Below are 26,526 nucleotides of genomic sequence, written 5' to 3'. Positions count from 1 at the left end.
CGATGTCGTCGCGTTTTCCGCTGATCCTGGACCTGGACGGTGGCGTACTGCCGCTGCCACAGGCGCAGACCCTGGCGCTGCCGCAGTGGCACGATCCGCTGCGCTTCGCCTGCAGTACTTCAACCCTGGACCGTTTCGCCGCTGAAGTGCTGGCACCGCTGCCGGCCCAGCTCGGCACGGTGATGCTCGGCAGTGGCGACTTCCACCACCTCAGCCTGCCGCTGCTGCGTCGCATGCGCGCGCACCAGCCGTTCCAGCTGGTGGTGCTGGACAACCATCCGGACAACATGCGTTTCCCGTTCGGCATGCACTGCGGGTCGTGGGTGAACGCGGCCAGCAAGCTGCCGCAGATCTCGCACATCCATGTGCTCGGCATCACCTCCAGTGACATCGGCCTGGGCCACGCCTGGGAGAACCATTGGCGCCCGCTGATGGGCGGGCGCCTGACTTACTGGTGCATGGATGTGGACGTGGGCTGGGGCCACCGCCTCGGCAGCGGCCGTGCATTCCGACGGTTCGAGCACCCGGAGGCACTGGTTGCCGCGTTCGCCGCCGAGCAGGCCAAGTCGCCGCAACCGACCTACCTGTCGATCGACAAGGATGTGTTCGCCGAGGACGTCGCCCGCAGCAACTGGGACCAGGGCCGCTTCCAGCTGGAACACGCACTGGTGGTGATAGAAGCGCTGCGCGCCGGCGGCCTGGTCGGCAGCGACATCACCGGCGAAGTGTCGCTGGCCAACTACCAGAGCCGCTTCAAGCGCTGGCTGTCGTCGCTGGACGGCCAACCTGACGTCAGCGCCGAGGATCTGCCGGTGTGGCAGGCACGGCACCAGCAGGTGAATCGCGAACTGCTGGCGGCGATGGCCGCCGTGCCGACCGCCTGCTGACCGCGCCGGTCGTGCCGGCCGCTGGCCGGCGTGGCTTCGGTCGTGCCGGCCGCTGGCCGGCAACCTCATCGTTCCCAGGCTCGCCGGGATGCCGGCCAGCGGCCGGCACTACACTGGACTCCCGCCCCGGAGCCTCGCGATGCCCCAGACCGTCATCCCGCAACTGCGCATGCGCCATGCCGACACCACCCTGCCGTTCTACGTGCAGGGGCTGGGTTTCGTGGTCGACTGGGAACACCGCTTCGAACCCGGCTTCCCGCTGTTCGCCCAGCTCACCCGCGACGGCCAGACGATCTTCCTCACCGAACACAGCGGCGACTGCGAGGTCGGCGGCGCGGTGTACTTCATCGTTGAAGACGTCGACGCCCTGCACCGCGCCTTCAGTGCCGCCAACGTACCGATCGAGCAGCCACCGCACGACACCGGATGGGGCAGCCGCGAGATGCTCCTGCGTGACCCGGACGGCAACCGACTGCGCTTTGCCACCCACGTGGACTGAACGATGCGGGCTTGAGGCGGATATACGGAACATATATGCTTCATATATCCATTCCGCCAGGACCGCCCATGGGCATCGTCAACATCGATGACACCCTGCACGACCAGCTGCGCCGTGCCTGCACCGTCTCCAGCCGTTCGATCAACGCCCAGGCCACCTTCTGGATCCGGGTCGGCATGCTGTGCGAGATGAACCCCACGCTGAGCTTCCAGGACATCGTCGCCAGCGAACTGCGGGCAGCCGGGGTGCAGCCGCAGGCGCTGGCGCCCGGGCGGGCCTGACATGACGATGATCAAGCAGCCGCACGAAATCGCGTTGCTGGCCGAATCCGGGCGCCTGCTGGCGCAGGTATTCGCCGCGCTCGACCAGCTGCCGCTGCAGGGACGCAGCACGATGGAGATCAACGACTTCGTCGAGCGCATGATCGTCGATGAGCTGCAGGCGCGGCCGGCCAGCAAGGGCCAGTACGGCTTCCCGTATGTGCTCAACACCTCGATCGACAACGTGGTCTGCCACGGCGTTCCCAGCACCACCGACGTGCTGCGCAACGGCCAGATCGTCAACCTCGACATCACCCTGGAGAAGAACGGCTACATCGCCGACTCCAGCACCACCTACCTGGTCGGTGAGGTCGACTACGCCGCGCGCAGGCTGGTGCAGGCCACCTACCAGGCGATGTGGAAAGGCATCGCTGCGGTGCGCCCGGGAGCGCGCCTGGGCGATATCGGCCACGCCATCGCCCGCCACGCGCGCAGCCACGGCTACAGCGTGGTGAAGGAATACTGCGGCCATGGCATCGGCCAGCAGATGCACGAGGAACCGCAGATCCTGCATTACGGCCATCCCAACACCGGCATGGTGCTGGAAGAAGGCATGGTGTTCACCATCGAGCCGATGCTCAACCAGGGCAAGCCGGCCATCCGTCAGCAGCCGGACCAATGGCCGGTCTACACCCGCGACGGCAAGCTGTCGGCGCAGTTCGAGCACACCGTGGCGGTCACCCGCAGCGGTGTGCGCGTGCTGACCCTGCGCCCCGGCGAAACCCCGCAGTGCGCGGTGGACGCGGCCTAGAGCGGGCGCAACAGCAGCAGCGTGGCGAGGCAGGACATGAAGACCGCCACGGCGGCATCCAGCACCCGCCAGGCGCCCGGCCTGCGGAACACCGGCTGCAACAGGCGCGCGCCATAGCCCAGCGTGCAGAACCAGGCCACGCTGGCGGCGCAGGCACCGGCGGCGAACGCCCAGCGCAGGTCACCGGGGTAGCGCGTGGACAGACTGCCCAGCAGCACCACCGTATCCAGATAGACGTGCGGGTTGAGCAGCGTGAACGCCAGGCAGGTCAGCAGTACCTGCCGTCCGCTGCCGCCCTGCGCCTCGGCGGCGGCCAGGGCACTGCCACCGCGCCACGCGCGCAGCCCCGCCCGCAGGCCATACCAGAACAGGAAGGCCGCACCACCGAAGCGCAGCACCTGCAGCAGCAGCGGCCACTGCAGCACCAGCGCGCCCATGCCGCCAACGCCAGCAAGGATCAGCGCGATATCCGCGCCGGCGCAGGCCAGCACTACCGTCCCCACATTGCGCTGCTGCAGGCCCTGGCGCAGCACGAAGGCATTCTGCGCGCCGATGGCGATGATCAGGCCGGCACCTGCGAACAGGCCGGCGGCGGTAGCGGCAATCCACATCGGGACAGGCCAGGCAGCGAGGGGACGCGCAGGGTGCGGCCAACCGCCTTGATTAGACAAACTGATTTTTCTTTATCCTGTGCAGGAAAACTGAAGAGGCACCGGCATGGACCTGGTACACCCGCAACTGGCCGCGTTTGCCGCGGTGCTGGAGGAAGGCAGCTTCGAGGCTGCGACACGCCGCCTGTCGATCAGCCCGTCAGCACTGTCGCAGCGGATCAAGGCCCTGGAGGACAGGCTCGGGCAGGTACTGGTGGTGCGCCAGGCACCCTGCCGGCCGACTGCCGCGGGTGAAGCGCTGCTGCGCCGGGTGCGACCGATGCAGGCGCTGGAGGCCGAGGCATTGGCCGAGCTGCTACCCGAGCGTGGCAGCGACGCTGCGCGCACGCCGATCCCCCTGGCGGTCAACGATGACTCGCTTGATACCTGGTTCGTACCGGCCATCGCCGACCTGCACCAGCGCCACGGCTATCTGTTCGACCTGCGCATGGACGACCAGGACCACACCCTGCAGCTGCTGCGCGATGGCAGCGTGCTCGGCGCGGTCACCGCCGAAAGCCAACCGGTGAAGGGATGCAACGTGCACCCGCTCGGCGCGATGCGCTACCACGCCATCGCCTCGCCCGGCTTCGCCCGCCAGTACTTCCGCGATGGCATGCAGGCCGCAACCCTGGCGCACGCACCGATGCTGGTGTTCAACCGCAAAGATGAACTGCAGTGGCGCTTCGTGCGGCGCCTGACCCGCGCGCGGCTGCAGCCGCCGCTACACTACCTGCCCTCCTCCACCGGTTTCGTCGAAGCCGCCGCCTGCGGACTCGGCTGGGGCATGGCTCCGGAAACCCTGGTCGCGCCCGCCGTGCGCGCCGGCCGCGTGGTGGTACTGGAACCCCGCCGCTGGCTCGATGTGCCGCTGTACTGGCAGCATGCCGCCGTGCGCTCAAGCACGCTGCAGCACATCACCCAGGCGCTGCGCACTGCGGCCAGAGGCACCCTTCGTTGAGGACAAACCGATGATCGCAGACCCGGGCTTCACGCTGCACGCACTACCGTTTGCGCACTTCTTCACTACTGGGACGGCATGGGCGTGATCGGCCGACGTACAAGGATGCACCGCGCGAAGGCCGCGCTGGCGCTGGCAGCCTGCCTGCCATTCGCTGCCGCCGCGCAGCCCACCAGCAACGCACCGGCATTGGACTGGGAACAGGCACGGCAACGCCTGGAGCAGGTCTCCGATGCGTTGGCCGCTGCCGACGCCGCCGTGCGCAACAAGCAGGACCTGCAGGACGCGACCCGCCTGCTGCGCCTGCCGGAGATCACCGGCGAAGTGCGCCGGCTGCAGTTCCAGAAGACGCTCACCCTGCCCCTGGGTTCGCTGGCTCCGGTGGCCGAGGCCTTTGGCATCGACTCGCCGCTGTCGTTCACCGAACGCGACTGGCGTACCCGCCCGGTGGTGACTGCAGTGCTGCCGCTGTACACCGGCGGCGTGATTCCGGCCGCGCAACGTGCGGCCAGTGCCGCCCACGAACAGGCCAGCGCCGAGCGCGAAGCACAACGCCAATCGCTGACCGTGCAGCTGGCCCAGGCCTATTTCGGCCAGCGCCTGGCCGAGCAGGCGGTGGACGTGCGCCGCGATGTGCGCGATGGCCTCAACCGCCACCTGTCCGACGCAGAGAAGCTGGAACGCGAGGGCTTCGCCACCCGCGCGCAGCGCCTGCAGGCCACCGTGGCCCGCGACAAGGCCGAGCGCGAATACCAGAAGACGGTGAACGACCTGGCCACGCTGAAGGCCGCACTGGCCACGCTGCTGCGCAGTGGCGGCGAGGTGCAGCCGGTGTCGCCGCTGTTCGTGCAGCGCGTGCCACTGGAACCGGTGGCCAGCTTCGAACGCACCGCGCAGGCGCGGCAGCCGCAGATCGCGCGCCTGCGGGCGATGGTGGCGCAGGCCGAACAGGGCGTGCGCGTGCAGCAGGCCAAGCTGAAACCACAGATCTTCGCCTTCGGCCAGTACGACTTCCGTCGCCGCGACGAGATGCTGACCGATCCGGACTGGGCGTTCGGCATCGGCCTGAAGTACACCTTCCTGTCGCCGAACTCGCGGCCGGCGCAGATCAGCGCCGCGCGTGCGCAGCAGGACCAGGCCGAAGCGGGCCTGCGCGAGGCCGAGAACCAGGTCGCGCTGGGTGTGCGCAAGGCCTGGAACGAGCTGGAAACCGCACGCCAGCAGTACGTGCTGCTCGACAGCAGCATCGCCCAGGCACAGGAAAACCTGCGCCTGCAGGAGCTGGCGTTCCGCGAAGGCCAGGCGACTTCGCTGGATGTGATCGACGCGCGGCTCGGCCTGGGCGGCGCCCGCGTCGAGCGCGCACAGGCCGCCTACCAATACGATATTGCGCTGGCACAGTTGCTGGAGATCAGTGGACAGATGGACCGTTTCGAAGAGTTCCGGCGGCGGGCGGACGAGGTGATCGACCATGAGTGATGTGCTGCACGACGATGCGACGACGCCCCCCGGCAAGCGCCGGTTGGGACCGATCCTGGCAGTGGTGCTGCTGGTCGTGGTGGTGCTCGGCCTGTGGCTGGCCTGGCGCAGCCCGGCCGACCAGATCCAGGGCATGGCCGATGCGGACACGATCAACGTGGCCGCCAAGATCACCGCGCGCGTGGCCGAACTGAAGGTGCGCGAGGGCGACCGCGTGCAGGCCGGGCAAGTGCTGTTCCTGCTCGACAGCCCCGAAGTGGCCGCCAAGGAACAGCAGGCGCACGGCGCTTTGGCCGCCGCACAGGCAGTGGCCGACAAGGCCGACGAAGGCGCACGCAGCGAAGACATCCGCGCCGCCGAAGCGAACTGGAAGCGGGCCGAAGCCGGTGCGGCGCTGGCTGAAGCCACTTACCAGCGCGTGCAGAACCTGTTCAACGAAGGGGTGATGACCCGGCAGAAGCGTGATGAAGCGCATGCCCAGGCCACCAGTTCGCGTGAGCTGGCCCGTGCCGCGCGCGCGCAGTACGACATGGCCCTGGCCGGCGCGCGCGAGCAGGACAAGCGTGCCGCGCAGGGCCAGGTGCAACAGGCACAGGGCGCGGTGGCCGAAGTCAACGCCGCGCGTGTCGAAGTGGAAGGGCGCGCGCCGGTGGCCGGCGAGATCAACAAGCGCATGGCCGACCCGGGCGAGCTGGTGCCGGCCGGCTACCCGGTGTTCACCCTGGTCGACATCGACCGCATGTGGGTCGCCATGAACCTGCGCGAATCGCAGATGCAGGGCCTGAAGGTCGGCAGCAAGCTGCAGGGCAGCGTGCCGGCGCTCGGCCTGGACGGCGAATTCGAGGTCTACTTCATCAATCCGGCCGGCGACTATGCAACCTGGCGTACCACCCGCCAGTCGTCCGGCTACGACGTCCGCAGCTTCGAGGTGCGGGTGCGCCCGGTACGCCGCATCGAGGGCTTCCGCCCCGGCATGAGCGTGCTGTTCGCATGGCCCCAGCACTGAGCCCCGGCCGCGGCGGCTTCGCCGCCAGCTGGCGGCGCGAGCTGCAGTCGCTGCGCAGCAACCGCGCCGACCTGATGCTGGTCACCCTGCTGCCGCTGCTGATGCTGGCGGTGATGGCATGGATGTTCACGCCCTCGGTGATGCGCGATATCCCGATCGCCGTGGTCGACCTCGACCACAGCAGTGACAGCCGCCTGCTGCTGCGCATGCTCGATGCCAGCCCCGGCGTGCGCGTCGCCAGCCAGCCGATGGACCTGGAAGACGCACGTTCGCAGCTGCGTCGGCTGGATGTGTTCGCCATCGTACTGGTGCCGCGCGATGTCACCCGGCAGGCGTTGCGTGGACGCCAGGGCACGGTGTTCGCCTATTACAACGCCACCTACATGACCACCGGCCAGTCCGCGTCGCGCGATATCGGCGACGCGGTCTCGGCCTGGAACGCGCGCCTGCTGCGCGAGCGCATCGGCCTGCAGGTCGGCCCGGGCAAGCTGCGCGCGGCACCCATCGCGGTGCAGTCGGACATTCTGTACAACCCGGCACGCAGCTACGAGCTGTTCCTGCTGCCGTTGATCTTCCCGGCGGTATTGTCGCTGGTACTGGCACTTGCAGTGGCCGGCAGCCTTGGCCGCGAGATCCGCGACGGCACCCTGCCCGCCTCGTTGGGCCGCACGCCATGGCCGGCGATTGCCGGCAAGGTCGCGCCATACATCCTGCTGTTCTCGCTGTATGGCGCGCTCGGCATCGGTTACCTGGCCTGGCTGCGCGGTGACGGCGTGGCCGGCAGCGTGCTCCTGCTGCTGCTCGCACAGCCACTGTTCTACCTTGCCACGGCCGCCTACGCGTTGTTCTTCGTCGGCGTCACCCGCGACATGGGTACCGCGCTGTCCGCAGTCGGCCTCAGCATCGGCACCGCGTTGGCCTTCTCCAGCGCCACCTTCCCGGTGCTGGACGGCCCTCTGTTCACCCGCATCTGGCATCAACTGCTGCCACTCAGCGCCTACATCAAGCTGCAGACCCAGCAGCAGTTCATCGGTTCGCCGCTGCAGGTTTCGGTGTGGCCGCTGGCCACGCTGTTGTTGATGGCGGTGGTGGCAGGAGGCGTCGGCGGCCTGCGCCTGATCGCCTTTGCGCGCACACCTGCCGCCGCACAGCCCGCAGGGGCCGACGCATGAGCGCACTCTGGCGCAGCCTGCGGCAGACCCTGATGGCAGTGCTCTGCGACCGCTACGCGATCGTGGTGATGGTCGGGGCGGTGATCCTGTACTCGTTCTTCTATCCAGCCGCCTACCGGCACCAGGTGGCCGGCAACCTGCCGGTGCTGGTGGTGGACGAAGACCACAGCGCGACCAGCCGCGAGCTGCTGCGCAAGCTCGACGCACTGCGCGTTGCGCGCGTGGTCGGTCAACCCGCGGACGTCGACAGCGCACGCCGGCAGCTGGAAGCCGGCCATGCCGAAGGGATCGTCGTGATCCCGGCCAATCTGGAGCGCGACATCCTGCGCGGCCACCCGGCCAAGCTGGTACTGCTTGGCAACGGTGCCTACCTGGGCCGCGCCAGCTGGGTGCTGGGCAGCGTGGCTGACGCGCTGGGTGCGTTCGGGCGTGATGCCGTGGTCGGCCAGGCCGCCTTCATGGGCGCACCGCGGGCACCGCCGGTCACGCTTGTGCAGCGCCCCCTGTACAACACGCAGGAAGGTTATGGCAGCGCCATCGTTCCCGGCGTGGCCGAGCTGATCGTGCACCAGACGCTGCTGATGGGCATCGGCGTCCTGCTCGGCGGCCGCCGCCTCGCGCTCGGCCGGCGCCTGCGCTTCGACCTGCCGACCCTGGCCGGCATGGCACTGGGCTTCGGCCTGATCGGCCTGTTCGGTCTGTTCTGGTATGCCGGGTTCACTGCCTGGGTGCAGGACTATCCACGCGGAGGCAACCCGCTGGGCCAGCTGCTGGGTGGCACGCTGTTCATCGCGGCGACGGTGGCCTTCGGCCTGTTCGTCGGCAGCTTCTTCCGCACCCGCGAACGCGCCTTCCAGTACATCATCGCCACCTCGATCCCGCTGTTCTTCCTCGCCAACCTGTCGTGGCCCTCGGTGATGACGCCACAACCGCTGGTCTGGCTGGCGCAGCTGCTGCCGACCACCTCCGGCATCAACCTGATGGTGCGCCTGAACCAGATGGACGCCAGCCTGGCCGAAGTCAGCCACGAACTGATCACCCTCACCGTCCTGCTGCTGCTCTACGGCAGCCTCGCCACCTGGCGCCTCCTCGCAAAAAAGGGGACGGAGGGGATTAAGTCGTAAGCGGCCGGTTAGGGGGATTGCGACTTAATCCCCTCCGTCCCCTTTTCCCGCAATGAAGAACGCCGGCGCGAGGCCGGCGTTCGAGTACTGCCATGTGGAAGGGGAAAAACGGGGGCCGTCGGCGATTGATCAGCGATAGACGCGTTCGCAGCGGCGCTCGACCACGCGGTCGCCATTCTTCTGCTGGCTGTTGCCCTGGATCTGGCGGCCCGCCGCACCACCGGCAACAGCACCGGCCACGGTAGCGAGCTTCTTGCCATTGCCGCCGCCCACCTGGTTGCCCAGCAGGCCGCCGATCACCGCGCCAGTGGCCGTACCGGCGATGCGGTTCGGATCGCGCGAGTTGCGCTGCACTTCCACGTTCTTGCAGACCACGCGGCTGCCATCGTTGAATCGGCGTCCTTCATCACGCGGACCATAGGTCTGCGCGCCGGCCACCGACGAAGCCGCCAGCAGGGTGCCCAGCACAAGCAATCGGGTCGAGGTCTTCATGGCCATCTCCTAGGTTCCGGTATGGCGCAAGTGTCCTCCCGCGGCTGGCAACCGGAAGTGAAATGCGCGTGTCCGCGGCCTCATCGGCCATCGCGCGTTCAGGAAGAAAATCCGCGCCCATCACGATCAGCCAGCGTGATGGGCGCCGTCTCCCTGCCGGCATTGCCCTTTGCTAGAACTCTTCCCACCCCCCGGCATTGGCCGCCAGTGTCGGCTCGATGCGCGGCGACAGCGTTGCCGCCCTGCGCACCGGGGTGACCTTCGCGGCCACCGCAGCCAGGGCCGGACGCACGGCTGCAGCCGCCGTTACCGCGCCGGTGCGGAACACCGAAACCGCCTCGGCCAGCAGGTTCGCCTGCTCCTCCATGGAACGCGCCGCAGCACTGGCCTCTTCCACCAGTGCCGCATTCTGCTGCGTGGTCTCGTCCATCTGCACCACCGCCTGGTTCACCTGTTCGATGCCCGAGCTCTGCTCCTGCGAGGCAGCAGAGATATCGGCCATGATGTCGGTCACGCGCTGCACGGAAGCAACGATCTCGCCCATCGTGGTGCCTGCCTGTCGGACCAGGGCCGATCCATCGGCGACCTTGCCAACCGAATCCTCGATCAGGCCCTTGATCTCCTTGGCCGCACCGGCCGAGCGCTGTGCCAGCGTGCGCACCTCACTGGCCACCACCGCAAAGCCCCTGCCCTGCTCGCCGGCACGCGCGGCTTCCACCGCCGCGTTCAACGCCAGGATGTTGGTCTGGAAGGCAATGCCATCGATGACCGAGATGATCTCGGCGATCTTCTTCGACGAGGCCTCGATGGCCGACATCGTGGTGACCACCTGGCCGACCACCTCGCCGCCCTGCGAGGCGACACCGTGCGCACCGATGGCGAGCTGGTTGGCCTGGCGGGCGTGCTCGGCGTTCTGCTTCACGGTGGAGGTCAGTTCCTCCATCGACGCCGCCGTCTCTTCCAGGTTCGCCGCCTGCTGCTCGGTGCGCCGCGACAGATCGGTGTTGCCCGAGGCGATTTCGCCTGCCGCCAGATTGATGCTGGACGCGCTGGCCTGGATGCGCCCGACGATCTGCTTGAGCTGATCGACGGTGGCATTGCAGTCATCGCGCATGCGGGCGAACACGCCGTGGAAGTCGCCCTGCATGCGTACGGTGAGGTCACCGCGCGAGATCGCCTGCAGCAGGCTCGACACCTGCACCAGGTTCTGGTCGGTGGTCTGCATCAGGCGATTGAGCCCGGCCACCATGTCGCGGAAATCGTAGGCGAAGCGATCTTCATCGCCGCGCAGGCTGAAGTCGCCCGCCGCCGCGGCCGTCGCCAGCCGGCGGATCTCGCTGTTGATCGCCGACAGGCTGGTCTTGGTCTCGTCCATTGCCTGGGTGATCGCCGCCTTCTCGCCCGGCAGCGGATCCATGTCCACCGACAGGTCGCCACGGGCGTAATGCTTCATCACTTCGATCAGCCGGTTCTGTACCTGCACGTGTGAGCCGACCAGCGCGTTGGTCTCGTGCACCATGCGCCCGTAGTCACCAGGGAAGGCACTCTCGTCCATGCGATAGCTGAGGCTGCCCGCATCGTGCTGGCGGGCCAACTCGCCCTGCGCCGCCATCACCGACTGCAACTGCGCCTGCATGCGCTGCATCGACCTGAGCAGCTGCGTGACCTCATCGTTGCCGGAGGCGTCAATGCTGTTGTCCAGCCGCCCATTGGCGATGCCGTCGGCCAGCTTCACCGCGCCTTCCAGCGGGCGGGTCAGGCTGCGGGTGATGGCCCACGCCGCCAGCGAGCCCAGTACCAGGCTCAACACGCCGAACACGATCGACAGCGTGCCGGTCCAGGATTCGGTTGAACGGTATTCCTCGCGGCTGCGCTCGGTCAGTGTCTCCTGATGCCGCAGCAGGGTCGAGATCGCTTCGTTCCACGCGGTTGCCAGCCCCTGCTCGGCAAGCAGTTCCTTGGCCGCGCCGTCGAAATCCCCGGCCTTCATGCGCTCGTGAAGATGCCGGGTGGAGGCGTCGGTGGCCTTGCGTGCCGCGTCGATTTTCGCCACCAGGGTATCGCCGGTCGCGTCGCGCGGAATCCTGATGTACCTGGCCCAGATACCGTCGTAGGTCTGCGACAGCTCCTGCGCCTTCTGATAATCCTTGTCGAAATCCTCGCCGCGCTTGATCACCATCAGCCGTCGGTGCATCAACAGCGCGTTGTTGGTATCCAGCATGTCGTTCAACAGCCGCATCTTCACCATGTTGACGTCCACCACTTTCTCGAACTGGGCGGACTTCAGGTGATTTCCGTACAGCGCCAGGCCAACGATGGCCACGATGAACAGCAGCAGCAATCCAAACCCGGCACCCAGCCGGGATCCCACTCGGAGGTTGCGTAAGGCGAGCATCTCAATTCCCTTGATCATGGCCGTACGATCGATGGCGGCGCAGCGCGGGGAAACTTTATGGGTCGATATTATTGTATCGATCCAAATCTCTGGAACTATGCAGACAGGTGTGAAGGACACACTTAATGGAGGTGGTTATTCCTGCCGGGCATATCAATGCACGAGCACATCAATCGCAGTCATCACGCAGCGCTCGCGAGTCGTGACCGCATAAACCGTCACTTGATGCACGGAGGGGGAGGATGAAGCCCATCGATCCCGGCACCCTTCTGTCCAGAGGAACAACGCGCTGCTTCGCGACTACCGTCAGGGCTGCAATCTGGCATCTGCCATCGCAGGGCCCCGACCCTTGAGTATTTCAACCCTGATGAAGGGGTCCAGACCCCATTACAATCGACTGCCACTGATCTCCCACTTATTGACCTTCAAGTCAATAAAACCGCAGTCATTGAGATTCTCGTCGCTCTGGAAGTAGGAGACGGGAAGGTCACCCCATGCTGCACGGACCCACGCGCTGCGCTGAGGCAATACGATCGAGGAGTGCATGGAAACTGCGTACTTTCTACTCATGCCTGTCCACGGAAATTGACTCCCAGGACGGGGCGACGGAAATTTCCTCAAGATACCGCTCAAGGTCTCTGAACGGAGAGACCCCTATAGCAGCGAAGGAGAACCACACGGCATCGCACTCGTCGCAGACAAATATCTGAACGCCGCGCTCCTTTACTTGAGCTTTCAACACCTCACCCTGCTCACAACGGGGACAGATCAAACTCCCCCCACCTCACCGGAGACGCAGATACAACGTTACTGACCATCCCAGAAACAATTTTCCAGACCTTTATTGCCGATGATACAGGAGGAGAATCTATTTCCATCACCCAGCCAGTCATCACTGACAGTGGAAGTTGAACGCGCCCGAGGGGGTCCTGCTGCCGATGGCACCAATCAATGAAGAAGAAGACTTCGGGCGAACTCTCTACCAGCTGATGGCCCTGCTATTGGCGATGGGTCACGTCGTTTTCTTCCCTGCAAACCGGCGCGCGCCACGACGGGAGTGCCGAGCACTTGACTCAGCAAAGAAGTTTGCCAAACCCCAGCATGGGTCCCCAAAGCATCCGGCGCTCAGCCATGTCCAACGCACAGGGAACAACGCTACAGTCGACATATGACGCTCATCCTGCAGATCGAAGGCTGTGCCATTCACGACATCCCCAGCCTGTACGCGGAGATCAACCGCGTGTTCATGGCCGGCGAGGACTGGCAGCTCGGGCCAAGCCTGGACGCCCTGGATGATCTGCTGCATGGCGTCCATGGCGTGTTGGCCGGCCATGAGCGGGCCACGGTGATCTGGAGTGATATCGAGCACAGCCGCGCCGCACTGGGACGAACTACCACCCGCCAGTGGCTGCAGTCCAAGCTGGAAGCCCCGGGCACCTTCAACACGCGGACCATTGCGCGCCAGCTGGACGCCCTGCAACGGGGCGAGGGCCCAACCTACTTCGAGATCGTGATGGATATCTTCGCCAGCCACCGGCAGATCACCCTGGTCCCGGCCTGACCCCGTGGCTGTGCGGTACCCGCCTGCCACCGGTGGCGGCAGCCCTGTGCCCCAGCAGTTACCATGGACGGCCCTGTACCCGCTCCGTTGCCGCTGCCCTCCGGCGCGAACGGACGCCCCGGATTCACGAGCCCCATGTCCAAAGAAAAGTCCGCCGAACACACCCCGCTGATGAAGCAGTTCTTCGCAGCCAAGTCCGAGTATCCGGACCTGCTGCTGTTCTTCCGCATGGGCGACTTCTACGAGCTGTTCTACGACGATGCGCGCAAGGCCGCGCGCCTGCTCGACATCACCCTGACCCAGCGTGGCAGCTCCGGCGGCGCGCCGATTCCGATGGCCGGCGTGCCGGTACATGCCTATGAAGGCTACCTGGCGCGGTTGGTGGCGCTGGGCGAGTCGGTGGCGATCTGCGAGCAGATCGGCGACCCGGCGCTGGCCAAGGGCCTGGTCGAACGCAAGGTGGTGCGCATCGTCACCCCCGGCACCGTCACCGACGAAGCGCTGCTGGACGAACGCCGCGACACCCTGCTGATGGCGCTGTCGCGCACGAAGCAGGGCTACGGCCTGGCCTGGGCCGACCTGGCCGGTGGCCGCTTCCTGGTCAATGAAGTCGAGACCGACGACGCGCTGGAAGCCGAACTGGCCCGACTGGAACCGGCCGAGCTGCTGGTGCCCGACGAGGAGAACTGGCCCGACTTCCTGCGCCAACGCACCGGCGTGCGCCGCCGTGCGCCGTGGCTGTTCGACGCGGACAGCGGCCGCCGCCAGCTGCTGAACTTCTTCAAGCTGCACGATCTGAGCGGCTTCGGTATCGATGACAAGCCACGTGCCACCGCCGCCGCCGGCGCCCTGCTCGGTTATGTCGAGGAAACCCAGAAGCAGCGCCTGCCGCACCTGACCTCGATCGCGATGGAAACCGCCGCCGAGGCGATCGCGATGAACGCCGCCACCCGCCGCCACCTGGAACTGGATACGCGCGTCGACGGCGATACCCGCAATACCTTGCTGGGCGTGCTCGACAGCACGGTGACGCCGATGGGCGGGCGCCTGCTGCGCCGGTGGCTGCACCGCCCGCTGCGCCTGCGCGAGGTGCTGGTACAGCGCCACCATGCGGTGGAAACCCTGATCGATCGCGGCAGCGATGCCGACATCCGCGAACAGTTCCGCCGCCTCGGCGACCTGGAACGCATCCTGACCCGCGTCGCACTGCGTTCGGCGCGCCCGCGTGATTTCTCCACCCTGCGCGATGGCCTGGGCCTGCTGCCGGCGGTGCGCGAAGTGCTGGCGCCGCTGGATTCACCGCGCCTGCAGGCACTGCATGCCGCCTTGGGCGAGCACGACGCGTGCGCACAACTGCTGGCCAGCGCCATCGCCGAAATGCCGCCACTGAAGCTGAGCGACGGCGGCGTGCTGGCCGATGGCTTCGATGAAGAGCTGGACGAGCTGCGCCGCCTGTCCACCCATGCCGACCAGTTCCTGGTTGACCTGGAACTGCGCGAGCGCGAGAGCAGCGGCATTCCCACCCTGAAGGTGGGCTACAACCGCGTGCACGGCTACTACATCGAAATCAGCAAGGGCCAGTCCGATCGCGCGCCGGTGCACTACACCCGCCGCCAGACGCTGACCAATGCCGAGCGTTACATCACCGAAGAACTGAAGGCATTCGAGGACAAGGTGCTGTCCGCGCGCGACCGTTCGCTGTCGCGCGAGAAGTACCTGTACGAGCAGCTGCTGGACACCCTCGGCGAACAGCTGGAACCGTTGAAGCAGTGCGCCGCTGCGCTGAGCGAACTGGACGTGCTGGCCGCCTTCGCCGAACGCGCGCAGGCGCTGGACTGGTCGCGGCCGGAACTTGAAACGGCACCGTGCCTGAAGATCGAGCGTGGCCGCCATCCGGTGGTCGAGGCGGTGCGCGAGCAGCCGTTCGAACCCAACGATCTGGATCTGCATCCGGACCGCCGCATGCTGGTCATCACCGGTCCGAACATGGGTGGTAAATCGACCTACATGCGGCAGAACGCGCTGATCGTGCTGCTGGCCCACATCGGCAGCTTCGTGCCGGCCAGCCGGGCGCTGATCGGCCCGATCGACCGCATCCTGACCCGCATCGGCGCCGGTGACGACCTCGCCCGCGGGCAGTCGACCTTCATGGTCGAGATGGCCGAGACCAGCTACATCCTGCACCACGCCACCGCGCATTCGCTGGTGCTGATGGACGAGATCGGCCGTGGCACGTCCACCTACGACGGCCTGGCGCTGGCCGACGCGGTGGCCCGCCACCTGGCCTACCAGAACCGCTGCTACACGCTGTTCGCCACCCACTACTTCGAGCTGACCGCGCTGGCCGACGAGCAGCACGAGGGCGGCCGCAGCGGCATCGCCAACGTGCACCTGGATGCCGTCGAGCACGGTGAAGCGCTGGTGTTCATGCACGCCGTTAAGGACGGCCCGGCCAACCGCAGCTTCGGCCTGCAGGTGGCCGCACTGGCCGGCCTGCCGCGCGCCACCGTGGCGCAGGCGCGCCGTCGACTGGCCGAGCTGGAACAGCGCGGCGGTGAGAGCCATGCCGCCGAGCTGGCGCCGCAGGCATTGGATGCACCGCAGCAGTTCGGCCTGTTCGCGGCGCCGTCGAACAAGGCACAGGAAGCACTGGCCGCCATCGATCCGGACGAACTGACGCCGAAGCAGGCACTCGAAGCGCTGTACCGACTGAAAGCACTGCTGTAACCGCAGCACGCACCCATGGCTTCCCGCCGCCACGCGGGAGGCCTGTCGAAAGATCCGGCAAATCTTATTCTTCGTTTCAATTGACAGAAACTATCAAACTGAACGGATCATTCGATTATTCATTTCATCTGGCCCTAGCTAAAGTCGAGTGAAGATGTTCCATCCCGTCTTCACCCGCAGGAGCCAGCCATGAGCCAGTCCGATAACAACAGCCCGAAATGTCCGTATCACACCGCGCCGTCGCCTGCGGAAGGCGCCCAGCAGCAGCGCGAGCTGAGCACTACCCCGAAGCAGAAGCACGGCGATGAACCGGTCACGGCGATGACCACGGCCTTCGGCGCGCCGGTGGTGGACAACCAGAACAGCAAGACCGCCGGCCCGCGTGGCCCGCTGCTGATGGAAGACGTGTGGCTGCTGGAAAAGCTGGCCAACCTCAACCGCGAGATCATTCCCGAGCGCCGCATGCACGCCAAGGGCTCGGGCGCATTCGGCACCTTCACCGTCACTCACGACATCAGCAAGTACACCCGCGCCAAGCTGTTCGAGAAGGTCGGCAAGCAGACCGAGATGTTCGCCCGCTTCACCACGGTGGCCGGCGAGCGTGGCGCCGCCGACGCCGAGCGTGACATCCGCGGCTTCGCCCTGAAGTTCTACACCGAAGAAGGCAATTGGGACCTGGTCGGCAACAACACGCCGGTGTTCTTCCTGCGCGACCCGCGCAAGTTCGCCGACCTCAACAAGGCCGTCAAGCGCGACCCGCATACCAACCTGCGCAGCGCACGCAACAACTGGGATTTCTGGACGCTGCTGCCCGAAGCCCTGCTGCAGGTGACCGTGGTGATGAGCGACCGCGGCATTCCGCGCAGCTTCCGCCACATGCACGGTTTCGGCTCGCACACCTACAGCTTCACCAACGCCGACAGCGAGCGCTTCTGGGTGAAGTTCCACTTCGTCAGCCAGCAGGGCATCGAATCGCTGACCGACGCGCAGGCGCAGATCCTGGTCGGCCATGACCGCGAAAGCCACGGCCGCGACCTGTTCGCCGCGATCGAGAAGGGCGACTTCCCGAAGTGGAAACTGTTCATCCAGGTCATGCCGGAACTGGAGGCGGAAACCTACCGCATCCATCCGTTCGACCTGACCAAGGTGTGGCCGAAGAGCGACTACCCGCTGATCGAAGTGGGCCAGTTCGAACTGAACCGCAATCCGGTCAACTGGTACCAGGACGTTGAGCAGTCCGCGTTCGCGCCGAGCAACCTGGTGCCGGGTATCGGCCCGTCGCCGGACAAGATGCTGCAGGCGCGCCTGTTCGCCTACTCCGATGCGCAGCGCTACCGCCTGGGCGTGAACCACCACCAGATTCCGGTGAACGCGGCGCGCTGCCCGGTGCACAGCAACCACCGCGACGGTGCGATGCGCGTGGACGGCAACTACGGCGGCCTGCCGCACTACGAACCCAACAGCTACGGCCAGTGGCAGGAGCAGCCGCAGTACCGCGAACCGCCGATGAAGATCCGGGGCGACGCCGACTTCTGGAACTTCCGTGAGGACGACGCCGACTACTTCAGCCAGCCCGGTGCGCTGTTCCGCAGCTACAACCAGGCACAGAAGGAGCGACTGTTCGCCAACACCGCCCGTGCCCTGGGCGATGCGCCGGACTTCATCAAGCAGCGCCACATCGACAACTGCAGCAAGGCCGACCCGGCCTATGGCGCTGGTGTTGCCGCGGCGCTGAAGGCGCTGGCCAGCCAGCCGTCGGATCCGTTCAAGCCGGCCCAGCCGGAAGCGGACTTCCCCACCGCGACCCCGGGTGCCGAAGACATCGAGCTCTGATCGCCCTGCCCCGTGAACGCCACGCCGCCTCCCCGTGAGGCGGCGTCGCCGTTTTAACGGTCTGCGTCGTACCTTCTGCACGCCCAACCCCAATCAAGGATTCCGCAGATGAGCCTGACCGACGAACTTCTCGCCAAATTGCAGGGCGCCCCGCTGCAGCAGGTATCGCAGCAGCTCGGCATCAGCGATACCCAGGCCTCCGGTGCGATCAGTGCCGCGCTGCCGGTGCTGATGGGCGCGCTGGGCAACAACGCCTCGCAGCCGCAGGGCGCACAGGCGCTGCTCGGTGCACTGCAGAACAACCACAGCGGCTTGGACCTGAGCAGCGTGCTCGGCTCGGTACTGGGCGGCGGTGGCGGTGGCGCCGCCAGCGACGGTGCCGGCATCCTCGGCCACATCTTCGGCGGCAGCCAGCAGAAGGTGGAAACCGGCCTGGCCCAGGCCACCCAGCTCGACAGCGGCCGTACCAGCCAGCTGCTGCAGATCCTCGCACCGATCGTGATGGCCTTCCTCGCCCAGCGCCTCGGTGGTGGCCAGGCCGATGCCGGCTCGCTCAGCCAGGCCCTCGGCCAGGAGAAGCAGCAGGTGCAGCAACAGGGCGGCCTTGCCGGCGGCCTGCTTGGCAGCGTGCTGGACCAGGACGGTGACGGCCAGCTCGGCGTGGGCGATCTGCTGAAGATCGGCGGCAGCCTGCTGGGCGGCAAGCGCTGAGCCAAGGCGGCGCCGGACCCGCTCTGGCGCCCTGCAACTTACAACGCGTCGATATCGCCGAGCGCGCGGATCAACCGCCGTGCGCGTTTGTCCGGCTTGTGCTCCGGCGGCTGGAAACCATCGCGTGCGGCGATGCGCAGCGCCCGCTGCTCGGCGCGGCGGGCCCTGGAGGCCTCACTCTCGGCATACAGCTGCTGCGCCGCCGGCGCCGGCCCGCGCTGATCGCTCAGCCCCAGCACCTGGATCTCGAAATGCTCCTCGCCGCGTTCCACCTGCAGCTGCTCGCCGACGCGCACCGCGCGTGAGGATTTCGGGCGCTGCCCAGCCACGCTGACCTTGCCGGTCTCGATGGCCTGCTTGGCCAAGCTGCGGGTCTTGAAGAAACGGGCCGCCCACAGCCAGATGTCCAGGCGGACACTGGGCGGCAGCGGGGAAAGCTCGGTCATCGGCAGGGACTACTCCGTTCGCTTGTTCAGGGGACGCGGGTTGTCGGGGTCGGTGCGGCAGCCGCTGCCCCCGATCAGGGTGGGTACGCCGGCAGAAACATCCTGGCGCTGGCTGCCGACCAGGCACTCGGGCCGGTCGGTGGGCCGCACCTGGGTATCGCCCAGCCGGTCACCTGTCGAACATGCGGCCAGTACGACGCTGATCAAGGCCAGCGCCAGGCTCCACTTCACCTGCAGTCGTTGATGCATTGCCACATCCCGCAAACCGGCTTGGTGCTAGTGTGCGCCTCCCGGGATTCGATCACCACTCCATGGCCAAAGCGCCGCTTGACCTGACCTCCGGCCCGATCGGCCGCAATCTCCTGCTGTTTTCCCTGCCGATCCTGGCAGGCAACATCGCGCAGTCGCTGAACGGTTCGGTGAATGCGGTCTGGGTCGGGCGCTTCCTCGGTGAGGCGGCACTGACCGCCACCGCGAACGCCAACAACATCATGTTCTTCCTGATCGGCTCGGTGTTCGGCTTCGGCATGGCTTCGACCATCCTGATCGGACAGGCGATCGGCGCGCGCGACATCGCGCAGGCGCGGCGCGTGGTCGGCACCAGTGCCACCTTCTTCATCGGCCTGTCGGTGATCATCGCCATCGCCGGTTGGTTCATGGCCCATCCGCTGCTGGCGGCGATGGGCACGCCGGCCGCCTCGCTGCCATTGGCCGAGGCCTACCTGCAGATCATCTTCCTGGCGATGCCGACGCTGTACGCGTTCGCCTTCCTCACCGCCGCCCTGCGCGGTGCAGGTGATTCGCGCACGCCGTTCCGCTTCCTGATGGTATCGGTGGCACTGGACATCGTGCTGAACCCGGTACTGATCTTCGGCATGGGGCCCTTCCCCGCGCTGGGCATCGCCGGCTCGGCCTGGGCCACGCTGGTCGCGCAGACGCTGTCGCTGGCCGGCCTGCTGCTTTACATGCGGCACAAGCGCCACACCCTGTGGCTGGGCCGCGCCGACCTGCGCCTGTTCAAGCTCGACATGACCATCCTCAAGGCGCTGGTGGTCAAGGGCGTGCCGATGGGCCTGCAGATGGTGCTGATCTCGCTGTCGGTGATCCTGCTGATGACCATGGTCAACCAGTACGGCACCGACACCGCCGCGGGCTACGGCGCGTCCCTGCAGCTGTGGAACTACCTGCAGATGCCGGCGATGGCGATCGGTGCGGCGTGTTCTTCGATGGCCGCACAGAACGTCGGTGCGCAGCGCTGGGACCGCGTGCGCGGTACCGCACGCCAGGGCGTGCTGTTCAACTTCCTGCTGACCGGCGCGCTGATCCTGCCGTTGGTTGTGTTCGATCGCCAGCTGCTGGCGCTGTTCCTGCCGCCGGCCAGCCAGGCGCTGGACATCGCCCGCCACCTCAACCATGTGGTGATCGGCTCGTTCCTGTTCTTCGGCGTCAGCTTCGTGATCTCCGGCGTGGTGCGCTCCACCGGCGCGGTGATTCCGCCACTGCTGATCCTGGCCGGCTCGCTGTGGGGCGTGCGCGTGCCGTTCGCCGAACTGCTGCAGCCGTACTGGGGCGCCGATGCAATCTGGTGGAGCTTCCCGGTCAGCTCGCTGGTGTCGATGCTGCTGTCGCTGGCGTATTACCGCTGGGGCGGCTGGCGCAAGGCGAAGATGATGGGCAAGCCCTCGCATGCCGAAGAACTGGCGACGCCGTCGGAGATTCCGGCCTGTCCGCCGTCGCCGGTGGCCGACCCGGATGCCGCACCGCTGCGGTAGTGCCGGCCGCCGGCCGGCAACCTCATGGACCGGCCAATGACAAGGTAGTGCCGGCCGCTGGCCGGCAACCTCACACCTCTCCAGCAGCATCGCGCAACAGCCGGCCAGCGGCCGGCTCTACCGTTTCTTCTTCGCCGCATTGAACGCCGCCGCTGCGCGCAGCAGCGCCTTGAACGCAGCGGCATCCGGCATCGCACCTTCATGGATGTCGATCGCACGCCGCGTGTTGCCCTCCAGGCTGGCGTTGAACAGGCCTTTGGGATCGGTCAGCGCCGCACCGTTGGCGAAGGTCAGTTTCACTGCCTGCTTGTAGGTCTCGCCGGTGCACAGGATGCCGTTGTGCTCCCACACCGGTGTACCGCGCCACTTCCAGGCTTCCTGCACGTCCGGCAGCGCTTCATGGATCAATGCACGCACGCGTGCCAGTGTTTCACCGCGCCAGTCTGCCAGCTCGGCGATGCGTGCATCGATCAGTTCGGTCGCCGGGGTTCCGGCATCGTCAGGGTTCGGCGCGTGCGTGGCCATCAGCGGTTCTCGTCGGGAAAGGAATCAGAACGGTGGGCTTACATGCGCTCGCCGGGCAACGCGGCGGCCTGGCGCACCCAGTCGAGGAACTGTGCCTCATCCAGCGCGCCATCCTGTGCGATATGCAGGTAGCGCGTATCGGCACTCCTGGACGGCTCGGGCGGCATCGGCTTCAGCACCGCGCCACGAAAGAACGCCACCTTGATGTAGCGGGTGAAGCAATGGAAGCTGAGAAACCAGCCTTCGCCCGGCGCCACCGCATACATCGGCGAGTTCCACTTCACCGCCTTGTGCACGCCGGGTACGGCCCGTTCGATCAACGCATCCAGCTGTGCGCCGACCGGGCGTTTCCAGTCCGGCATGGCGGCGATGTATGCCTGCACCGGAGCATCGCCCTCGCCCTTGGCGATCCGGGGGTTGCCGCCGGACAACAGCGTGGGCGCGGTGGAAGGTGCGGTTCGCTTGGCAGGCATCGCACGGCACGTCCATCGGGATGAAACCGCAGCCTAGCGCGGCCCGTAGCCAGCGGTCACGGCGCAGTGCGCCATCGGCTCAGTCCGCCTGCCGCGCCCGGAACTGGCGCCAATCCGGCAGCTTGCGGTGGCGGCGCAGCGAGCGCATCAGCGCCGCCATCACAAGGCCGAACAGCGCGCCGGCCACCAGACCGGCCACCAGCAACAGCACCAGCGGACGTTCGCTGCCCTGCCACAGCATCAGCCACATCAGCGCGGTCCAGAACAGCCCGAACAGCAGGCCCTGCACCAACGCGTTGGTGCCAAAGCCGGCCAGGATCGGTGGCGGCAGTGCGATGCCCAGGCGCCACAACAGGCGATGCAGCAACGGCGCCGATTGCACGCGTGCCAGCCCCTTGCCGTCGAGAAAGCGCAACGCCGACTGGATCACGGCCGGATAGCGAAGGTTGATGTCGTTCATCACCTGATCGTGGCCGATGCGATGCCGGAAACGCAAACGGCCACCCGAAGGTGGCCGTCGCGGCAACAACCGAAGTTGTTTATCAGGCCTTGTCGGCCAGACGGGCAGCCTTGGCGGCAGCAGCGGCAGCCAGGTCTTCCTTGATGCGGGCAGCCTTGCCTTCCAGGCCACGCAGGTAGTACAGCTTGCCGGCGCGGACCTTACCACGACGCTTCACTTCGACCGAGTCGATGATGGCGCTGTGGGTCTGGAAAACGCGCTCGACGCCGTAGCCGTGCGAGATCTTGCGGACGGTGAACGAGGAGTTCAGGCCGGCGTTCTTGGTGGCGATGACGACGCCTTCGTAGGCCTGCACGCGCTCGCGGCTGCCTTCCTTCACCTTCACGTTGACGACAACGGTGTCGCCCTGGCTGAACTTCGGCAGTTCACGGGTGATCTGGGCGGATTCGAATTCCGCGACGATGGACTTGTTCAGCTTGCTCATGGGTTACACCGATTCTTGTTCGGGTGGGCGTGTCGTATCGACAACGTAGGCTCATGCAGTCACCGGACTGTGCTGCACGTTTGTTTTGGGTACTGCGCGCGCCGACCAGGGTCGACGGGAATTGGCCATCATAGCCGATAAAGCCGACCCTGCGCTAGGGGCTGGCCTTCTGGTTCCGGGCCTGACGGCCCTGCTCCAGCAGTTTGCGGTCGGCCTTGCCCAGTGCCTGTTCATCCAGCAGGTCCGGGCGCCGCTCGGCGGTCCGGAGCAGCGACTGCTGGCGGCGCCAGGCGGCGATGGCCGCGTGGTTGCCCGAGCGCAGCACGTCCGGCACGTCACCCAGCGGGTGCTGGGCCGGCTGGCTGTAATGCGGGCAGTCGAGCAGGCCGAGGTCGCCCTCGAAGCTGTCCTGCGCCGCCGATTCGGCGTCGTTCAGGGCACCGTCCTGCAGGCGGGCCACGGCGTCGATGATCACCGCCGCGCCCAGTTCCCCCCCGGACAGCACGTAGTCGCCGAGGGAGATCTCCTCGTCGACATTGGCCTCCAGGAAACGCTCGTCGATGCCCTCGTAGCGGCCGCAGAGCAGGACCACGCGCGGCAGCGCCGCCAGTTCCCGAACCTTGGCCTGGGTCAGCGGCGCCCCCTGCGGGCTGAGGTAGATCACCCGCGCCGGGGTCGGATCGGCCTCACGGATCGCCTGCAGGCAGGCCTGCAGCGGCTCGATCAGCATCACCATGCCCGGGCCACCACCGAACGGACGGTCGTCCACGCGGCGGTAGTTGCCTTCGGCGTAATCACGGGGGTTCCAGCCGTGCAGGCTGAACAGCCCCTTCTCCTGCGCGCGCCCGACCACGCCCAGTCCGGCGGACTGGGCGAGGAACTCGGGGAACAGGGTGATGACGTCGAAACGCATGCTCACGCTCAGAACTCGGGATCCCAGTCGACCACGACCAGGTTGGCCTCGAAGTCGACCGACTTGACGAAGTCCGGCTGCACGAACGGAATCATCCGCTCGCGGTCACCGCGGACCACCACCACGTCGTTGGCTCCGGTGCTGAACAGGTGCGAGACCTGGCCCAGGGCAACGCCCTCGGTGGTCTTCACGTCCAGGCCTTCCAGGTCCACCCAGTAGTACTCATCGGGCTTCGGTGGCGGCAATACACTGCGGGCCACGTAGATCTCGGTGCCGTGCATCGCTTCGACGGTATCGCGGTCCTCGACGCCGGGGAAACGGGCGACCAGGTGCTTGCCGCTGTCGCGGCCACGCACGCCTTCAATCGTGGTTTCCACGCCGGACGGGCTGCGCACGATCCACGGCTGGTAACGGAAAATGGCGGAACGTGGCTCGGTCCAGGACTCGAGCTTGATTTCGCCGCGCACACCAAAAGCGCCGACAACCCTGCCCAGCAGGATGCGGCGCTCGATATCTTTCATCTGCTTCAACCAAGAGGGCCACGCCGAAGCGTGGCCCGTCAGGATCAGGCCGCAGCGGCCTGGGACTTGGTCGCTTCCTTGATCAGGTTGCGGACCTTGTCGGTCGGCTGGGCGCCGTTCTTGACCCAATGGTCAACGCGGGCCAGGTCCAGCTCGATGCGCTTCTCGGCGCCCTGGGCAACCGGGTTGTAGAAGCCAACGCGCTCGATGTTGCGGCCGTCGCGCGCGCTGCGCACGTCGGTGACGATGATGTGGTAGAACGGACGCTTCTTGGCGCCGCCGCGGGTCAGTCGAATCTTGACCATGGTGTTTTTCCTATTGCCCAGTCGCCAGGATGGCGAGGTAAGCGGGCGATTATAGCGGCAGAGCCCGGCCGAGCCAACCCCGGGGAACCCGCCCGGGGTCAGAACCCTTTTGCGCCGCAAAAGGGATCTGACCCCAATCTGTCCCAAGGCACCGCCGCCAGCACTGCCCTGCCCCGTTCAGCCAAGGCCTGCGAGCCGGTCAGGACATGCCCGTCAATGGCGTCCAGCGCCCATAGGCCGCTGGCGTTGCAGGCAAAAGCGGCCTTCACACTGTCCAGTTCAGCCAGCGCCAACGGCCGCGTCAACTGTGCGCCGGGCCAATGCTGCTTCAGCAACGTTTCGGCGGTCCCGCGCAGGGCCGGCGCCTGCGGCCAGAGCAGCCGTTCACCATCGTGCACGGCCAGGTTCCAGGTGCTCCCTTCACTCACGTCGCCATCGGCGGTTACGAACAGCACATCGTCGAATCCTTGCGCCATCGCCGCGCGCCGCTCGGCAAACAGGCCAAACGTGCCCACATGCTTGATCTGCGGCATTTCGCGCTGCCAGGCCACGCTGCGCACGCGCTTGGGCGCGGCCAGGGCCACCGGCGCTGAAACTGCCACCAGCACGTCCACCGGCACGGCCGCCAGCGGATTGCGGAAATCGAAGCGGCGCGAGTACACCGTCACCCGCAGCGAGGCATCGGCCAGGCCGGCCTGCCGCAGCGCCTGCGCCATCCACGCCTGCACCTGCACCGTGTCCAGTTCGCTGCTGAACAGTTCGCGCGTGGCCTGCGACAGCCGCGCCAGATGCAGGTCCAGCCCCTGCACTGCACCACCACGCACCTGCAGCGAGGTGAAGTGGCCGTAGTTCACCAGCGCCGGCAGCAGGTCCGCCACCTGCGCCGGCTGGCCATTGCAGGTGACCCTCATCGCAGCAGCGCCTGCGCCTGTTCCCACATGCCGCGCAGCACGTCGGCGGCCGGCTGTGCAGGCGCCATCCACGCCGACTGCCCGGCCCAGGCCTGCATCGCCGCCAGGCGATTTTCCTGCGCCGCCTGCCTGCGCATCGGGGCTGTCAGGCCGCGCTGCACCGGGTACGGGCGCGGCGCAGGGGCGCCTTCGGCAGCAGCGGCGCGCACATACGCGGTCGCCAGGCCACGGCCAAGGCGGCCGCTGAACGCGCGCGTCGGCCAGGTATCTTCCGGTTCGCTGGCGGCCAGCCCATCGGCCCACGCCGACGCGATCGCCGCCTCGGGCGTGCGCAGGAAGGCGGTGCCGATCTGGACGGCGCTGGCCCCCAGGGTGAGTGCGGCAGCAATGCCACGGCCATCGGCGATGCCACCGGCAGCGATCACCGGAATCTGCAGGTGATCGGCCAGGCGCGGCAACAGCGCGAACAGCCCGACCAGCTGGCGTTCGGCCATTGCCGGATCAAACGCACCGCGATGGCCACCGGCCTCCATGCCCTGCGCCACCACGGCGTCGGCACCGGCGTCCTGTGCGGCACGCGCTTCGGACAAGGTGGTCGCGCAGGCGATCCAGGCAATGCCGGCGTCCTTCAGCTGCTGCACGTGGCGTGGCAGCAGCACGCCCATGATGGTCGAGGCCACCGCCGGGCGTGCCGCAAGCAACGCAGCGAACTGTTCTTCGAAATCGGCAGGCGTGGCGTCGGCGGCGCTGGCCGGCACGTCCGGGCCCCACTGCGCGAGGAAAGCGCGGCTGGCGGCCTCGGCAGCGACATCACGGCTCGGTGCGGGGTCCGGCAGCCACAGGTTCACCTGCGCCGGGCCGGTGGAGGTCGCGCGGAAGTCCTCCATCCAGCGACCGATATCGGCCGACGACGACAGCACCGCGCCCATCGCCCCCATGCTGCCGGCATTGGCCAGCGCGGCGGACAACGGTACGGGGCAGGCACCGGCCATCGGTGCCAGCAGGATCGGAACGGAAATGCCAAAGCGCCGGCAGAACGCCTCGACGCGGGAAGTTACAGCGGAACTCTGCATGACGGCCCATCGTTTCGGACAGGCCCCCATGGTGCGCGCGGGACAGGGGAAGAGTCGAGCCTGCTGCTGCGCGCC

28 protein-coding genes are annotated in these 26,526 nt (G+C 67.1%); 14 read left to right on the top strand and 14 right to left on the bottom strand.

What is annotated here, in order from left to right; genetic code table 11:
- Positions 1–2: 2 nt before the first annotated feature.
- The 4 genes from AC5P56_RS13600 to map all read left to right on the top strand — a co-directional run bounded on the left by AC5P56_RS13600 (position 3) and on the right by map (position 2,457).
- A complete protein-coding gene (locus tag AC5P56_RS13600) occupies positions 3–887 on the top strand; it encodes an arginase family protein (RefSeq protein ID WP_032958040.1) in 885 nt (294 codons plus the stop codon).
- Positions 888–1,026: 139 nt separating this feature from the next.
- On the top strand, positions 1,027–1,386 hold the full coding sequence (locus AC5P56_RS13595) for a bleomycin resistance protein (RefSeq protein WP_014646423.1): 360 nt from the start codon (positions 1,027–1,029) through the stop codon (positions 1,384–1,386).
- Between the two features lie 68 nt (positions 1,387–1,454).
- Positions 1,455–1,667 (top strand): ParD-like family protein, encoded by a 213-nt coding sequence (locus tag AC5P56_RS13590; protein ID WP_014646422.1) that lies wholly within the window; start codon positions 1,455–1,457, stop codon positions 1,665–1,667.
- Between the two features lie 7 nt (positions 1,668–1,674).
- Positions 1,675–2,457 (top strand): type I methionyl aminopeptidase, encoded by a 783-nt coding sequence (gene map / locus AC5P56_RS13585; RefSeq protein WP_014646421.1) that lies wholly within the window; start codon positions 1,675–1,677, stop codon positions 2,455–2,457.
- Here the strand turns inward: map and AC5P56_RS13580 are convergent.
- A complete protein-coding gene (locus AC5P56_RS13580; protein WP_014646420.1) occupies positions 2,454–3,068 on the bottom strand; it encodes a LysE/ArgO family amino acid transporter in 615 nt (204 codons plus the stop codon). The genes map and AC5P56_RS13580 overlap by 4 nt on opposite strands.
- 106 nt (positions 3,069–3,174) lie before the next feature.
- Here AC5P56_RS13580 and AC5P56_RS13575 point away from each other — a divergent pair, with 106 nt between their 5' ends.
- From AC5P56_RS13575 to AC5P56_RS13555, 5 genes are all read left to right on the top strand, one after another.
- A complete protein-coding gene (locus AC5P56_RS13575; protein WP_495231738.1) occupies positions 3,175–4,068 on the top strand; it encodes a LysR family transcriptional regulator ArgP in 894 nt (297 codons plus the stop codon).
- Positions 4,069–4,146: 78 nt separating this feature from the next.
- Positions 4,147–5,547, top strand: a complete 1,401-nt coding sequence (locus AC5P56_RS13570; RefSeq protein ID WP_014646418.1) for a TolC family protein — start codon at positions 4,147–4,149, stop codon at positions 5,545–5,547.
- Positions 5,540–6,553 carry an HlyD family secretion protein gene (locus AC5P56_RS13565; RefSeq protein WP_197604509.1) on the top strand — a complete coding sequence of 338 codons (1,014 nt, stop codon included), beginning with the start codon at positions 5,540–5,542 and terminating at the stop codon, positions 6,551–6,553. Before AC5P56_RS13570 ends, AC5P56_RS13565 begins: the two co-directional genes overlap by 8 nt.
- Positions 6,538–7,725 carry an ABC transporter permease gene (locus AC5P56_RS13560; protein ID WP_126411852.1) on the top strand — a complete coding sequence of 396 codons (1,188 nt, stop codon included), beginning with the start codon at positions 6,538–6,540 and terminating at the stop codon, positions 7,723–7,725. The genes AC5P56_RS13565 and AC5P56_RS13560 overlap by 16 nt, the downstream gene beginning before the upstream one ends.
- A complete protein-coding gene (locus AC5P56_RS13555; protein ID WP_495231737.1) occupies positions 7,722–8,849 on the top strand; it encodes an ABC transporter permease in 1,128 nt (375 codons plus the stop codon). The genes AC5P56_RS13560 and AC5P56_RS13555 overlap by 4 nt, the downstream gene beginning before the upstream one ends.
- Positions 8,850–8,978: 129 nt before the next feature.
- On the opposite strand, the gene AC5P56_RS13550 is transcribed toward AC5P56_RS13555, so the two are convergent.
- Both AC5P56_RS13550 and AC5P56_RS13545 read right to left on the bottom strand, forming a co-directional pair.
- Complete coding sequence (locus AC5P56_RS13550; RefSeq protein ID WP_014646414.1) at positions 8,979–9,347, bottom strand: glycine zipper 2TM domain-containing protein; 369 nt, start codon at positions 9,345–9,347, stop codon at positions 8,979–8,981.
- 166 nt (positions 9,348–9,513) lie between these two features.
- Positions 9,514–11,736 carry a methyl-accepting chemotaxis protein gene (locus AC5P56_RS13545; protein ID WP_495231736.1) on the bottom strand — a complete coding sequence of 741 codons (2,223 nt, stop codon included), beginning with the start codon at positions 11,734–11,736 and terminating at the stop codon, positions 9,514–9,516.
- A gap of 1,168 nt (positions 11,737–12,904) precedes the next feature.
- Here AC5P56_RS13545 and AC5P56_RS13540 point away from each other — a divergent pair.
- The 4 genes from AC5P56_RS13540 to AC5P56_RS13525 all read left to right on the top strand — a co-directional run bounded on the left by AC5P56_RS13540 (position 12,905) and on the right by AC5P56_RS13525 (position 18,568).
- Positions 12,905–13,297 (top strand): barstar family protein, encoded by a 393-nt coding sequence (locus AC5P56_RS13540; protein ID WP_111205787.1) that lies wholly within the window; start codon positions 12,905–12,907, stop codon positions 13,295–13,297.
- A gap of 135 nt (positions 13,298–13,432) precedes the next feature.
- Positions 13,433–16,024: a DNA mismatch repair protein MutS gene (gene mutS / locus AC5P56_RS13535; RefSeq protein WP_197574689.1), complete on the top strand. Its 2,592-nt coding sequence runs from the start codon at positions 13,433–13,435 to the stop codon at positions 16,022–16,024.
- Between the two features lie 189 nt (positions 16,025–16,213).
- On the top strand, positions 16,214–17,857 hold the full coding sequence (locus tag AC5P56_RS13530; protein ID WP_495231735.1) for a catalase: 1,644 nt from the start codon (positions 16,214–16,216) through the stop codon (positions 17,855–17,857).
- A gap of 108 nt (positions 17,858–17,965) precedes the next feature.
- Entirely contained in the window at positions 17,966–18,568 is a 603-nt protein-coding gene (locus AC5P56_RS13525) for a DUF937 domain-containing protein (protein WP_111205789.1), read from the top strand.
- A 38-nt stretch (positions 18,569–18,606) separates the two neighbouring features.
- Here AC5P56_RS13525 and AC5P56_RS13520 read toward each other — a convergent pair whose 3' ends face one another.
- Together AC5P56_RS13520 and AC5P56_RS13515 are read right to left on the bottom strand one after the other, a co-directional pair.
- Entirely contained in the window at positions 18,607–19,014 is a 408-nt protein-coding gene (locus AC5P56_RS13520; protein ID WP_069117404.1) for an RNA-binding S4 domain-containing protein, read from the bottom strand.
- 9 nt (positions 19,015–19,023) lie between these two features.
- Positions 19,024–19,263, bottom strand: coding sequence for a hypothetical protein (locus tag AC5P56_RS13515; RefSeq protein WP_495231734.1), 240 nt, complete (start codon positions 19,261–19,263; stop codon positions 19,024–19,026).
- 62 nt (positions 19,264–19,325) lie between these two features.
- Here AC5P56_RS13515 and AC5P56_RS13510 point away from each other — a divergent pair, with 62 nt between their 5' ends.
- The gene (locus AC5P56_RS13510) at positions 19,326–20,786 is read left to right on the top strand and encodes an MATE family efflux transporter (RefSeq protein WP_197604517.1); all 1,461 of its coding nucleotides are present in this window, start codon (positions 19,326–19,328) and stop codon (positions 20,784–20,786) included.
- A 117-nt stretch (positions 20,787–20,903) separates the two neighbouring features.
- On the opposite strand, the gene AC5P56_RS13505 is transcribed toward AC5P56_RS13510, so the two are convergent.
- The 9 genes from AC5P56_RS13505 to AC5P56_RS13465 all read right to left on the bottom strand — a co-directional run bounded on the left by AC5P56_RS13505 (position 20,904) and on the right by AC5P56_RS13465 (position 26,451).
- Positions 20,904–21,311 (bottom strand): DUF1801 domain-containing protein, encoded by a 408-nt coding sequence (locus tag AC5P56_RS13505; RefSeq protein ID WP_445978350.1) that lies wholly within the window; start codon positions 21,309–21,311, stop codon positions 20,904–20,906.
- Between the two features lie 38 nt (positions 21,312–21,349).
- Entirely contained in the window at positions 21,350–21,784 is a 435-nt protein-coding gene (locus AC5P56_RS13500; protein ID WP_032956352.1) for a DUF1801 domain-containing protein, read from the bottom strand.
- A gap of 79 nt (positions 21,785–21,863) precedes the next feature.
- Complete coding sequence (locus AC5P56_RS13495) at positions 21,864–22,244, bottom strand: DUF6404 family protein (protein WP_032956354.1); 381 nt, start codon at positions 22,242–22,244, stop codon at positions 21,864–21,866.
- A gap of 82 nt (positions 22,245–22,326) precedes the next feature.
- Positions 22,327–22,728 (bottom strand): 50S ribosomal protein L19, encoded by a 402-nt coding sequence (gene rplS / locus AC5P56_RS13490; protein ID WP_005415736.1) that lies wholly within the window; start codon positions 22,726–22,728, stop codon positions 22,327–22,329.
- 154 nt (positions 22,729–22,882) lie between these two features.
- Positions 22,883–23,641, bottom strand: a complete 759-nt coding sequence (gene trmD / locus AC5P56_RS13485; protein ID WP_046429552.1) for a tRNA (guanosine(37)-N1)-methyltransferase TrmD — start codon at positions 23,639–23,641, stop codon at positions 22,883–22,885.
- A gap of 8 nt (positions 23,642–23,649) precedes the next feature.
- Positions 23,650–24,162 (bottom strand): ribosome maturation factor RimM, encoded by a 513-nt coding sequence (gene rimM / locus AC5P56_RS13480; protein ID WP_495231733.1) that lies wholly within the window; start codon positions 24,160–24,162, stop codon positions 23,650–23,652.
- Positions 24,163–24,206: 44 nt separating this feature from the next.
- On the bottom strand, positions 24,207–24,467 hold the full coding sequence (gene rpsP / locus AC5P56_RS13475; protein WP_005415733.1) for a 30S ribosomal protein S16: 261 nt from the start codon (positions 24,465–24,467) through the stop codon (positions 24,207–24,209).
- Between the two features lie 98 nt (positions 24,468–24,565).
- Positions 24,566–25,378 carry an aminotransferase class IV family protein gene (locus AC5P56_RS13470; RefSeq protein WP_495231732.1) on the bottom strand — a complete coding sequence of 271 codons (813 nt, stop codon included), beginning with the start codon at positions 25,376–25,378 and terminating at the stop codon, positions 24,566–24,568.
- Entirely contained in the window at positions 25,375–26,451 is a 1,077-nt protein-coding gene (locus AC5P56_RS13465) for an NAD(P)H-dependent flavin oxidoreductase (protein ID WP_169410908.1), read from the bottom strand. Before AC5P56_RS13465 ends, AC5P56_RS13470 begins: the two co-directional genes overlap by 4 nt.
- Positions 26,452–26,526: the final 75 nt, after the last annotated feature.

The sequence above is a fragment of the Stenotrophomonas sp. YJH_SMC_131 genome (genome assembly GCF_059367975.1).
Note: the sequence above shows the minus strand (reverse complement) of the source record. Positions and strands in the feature narration are given on the sequence as shown.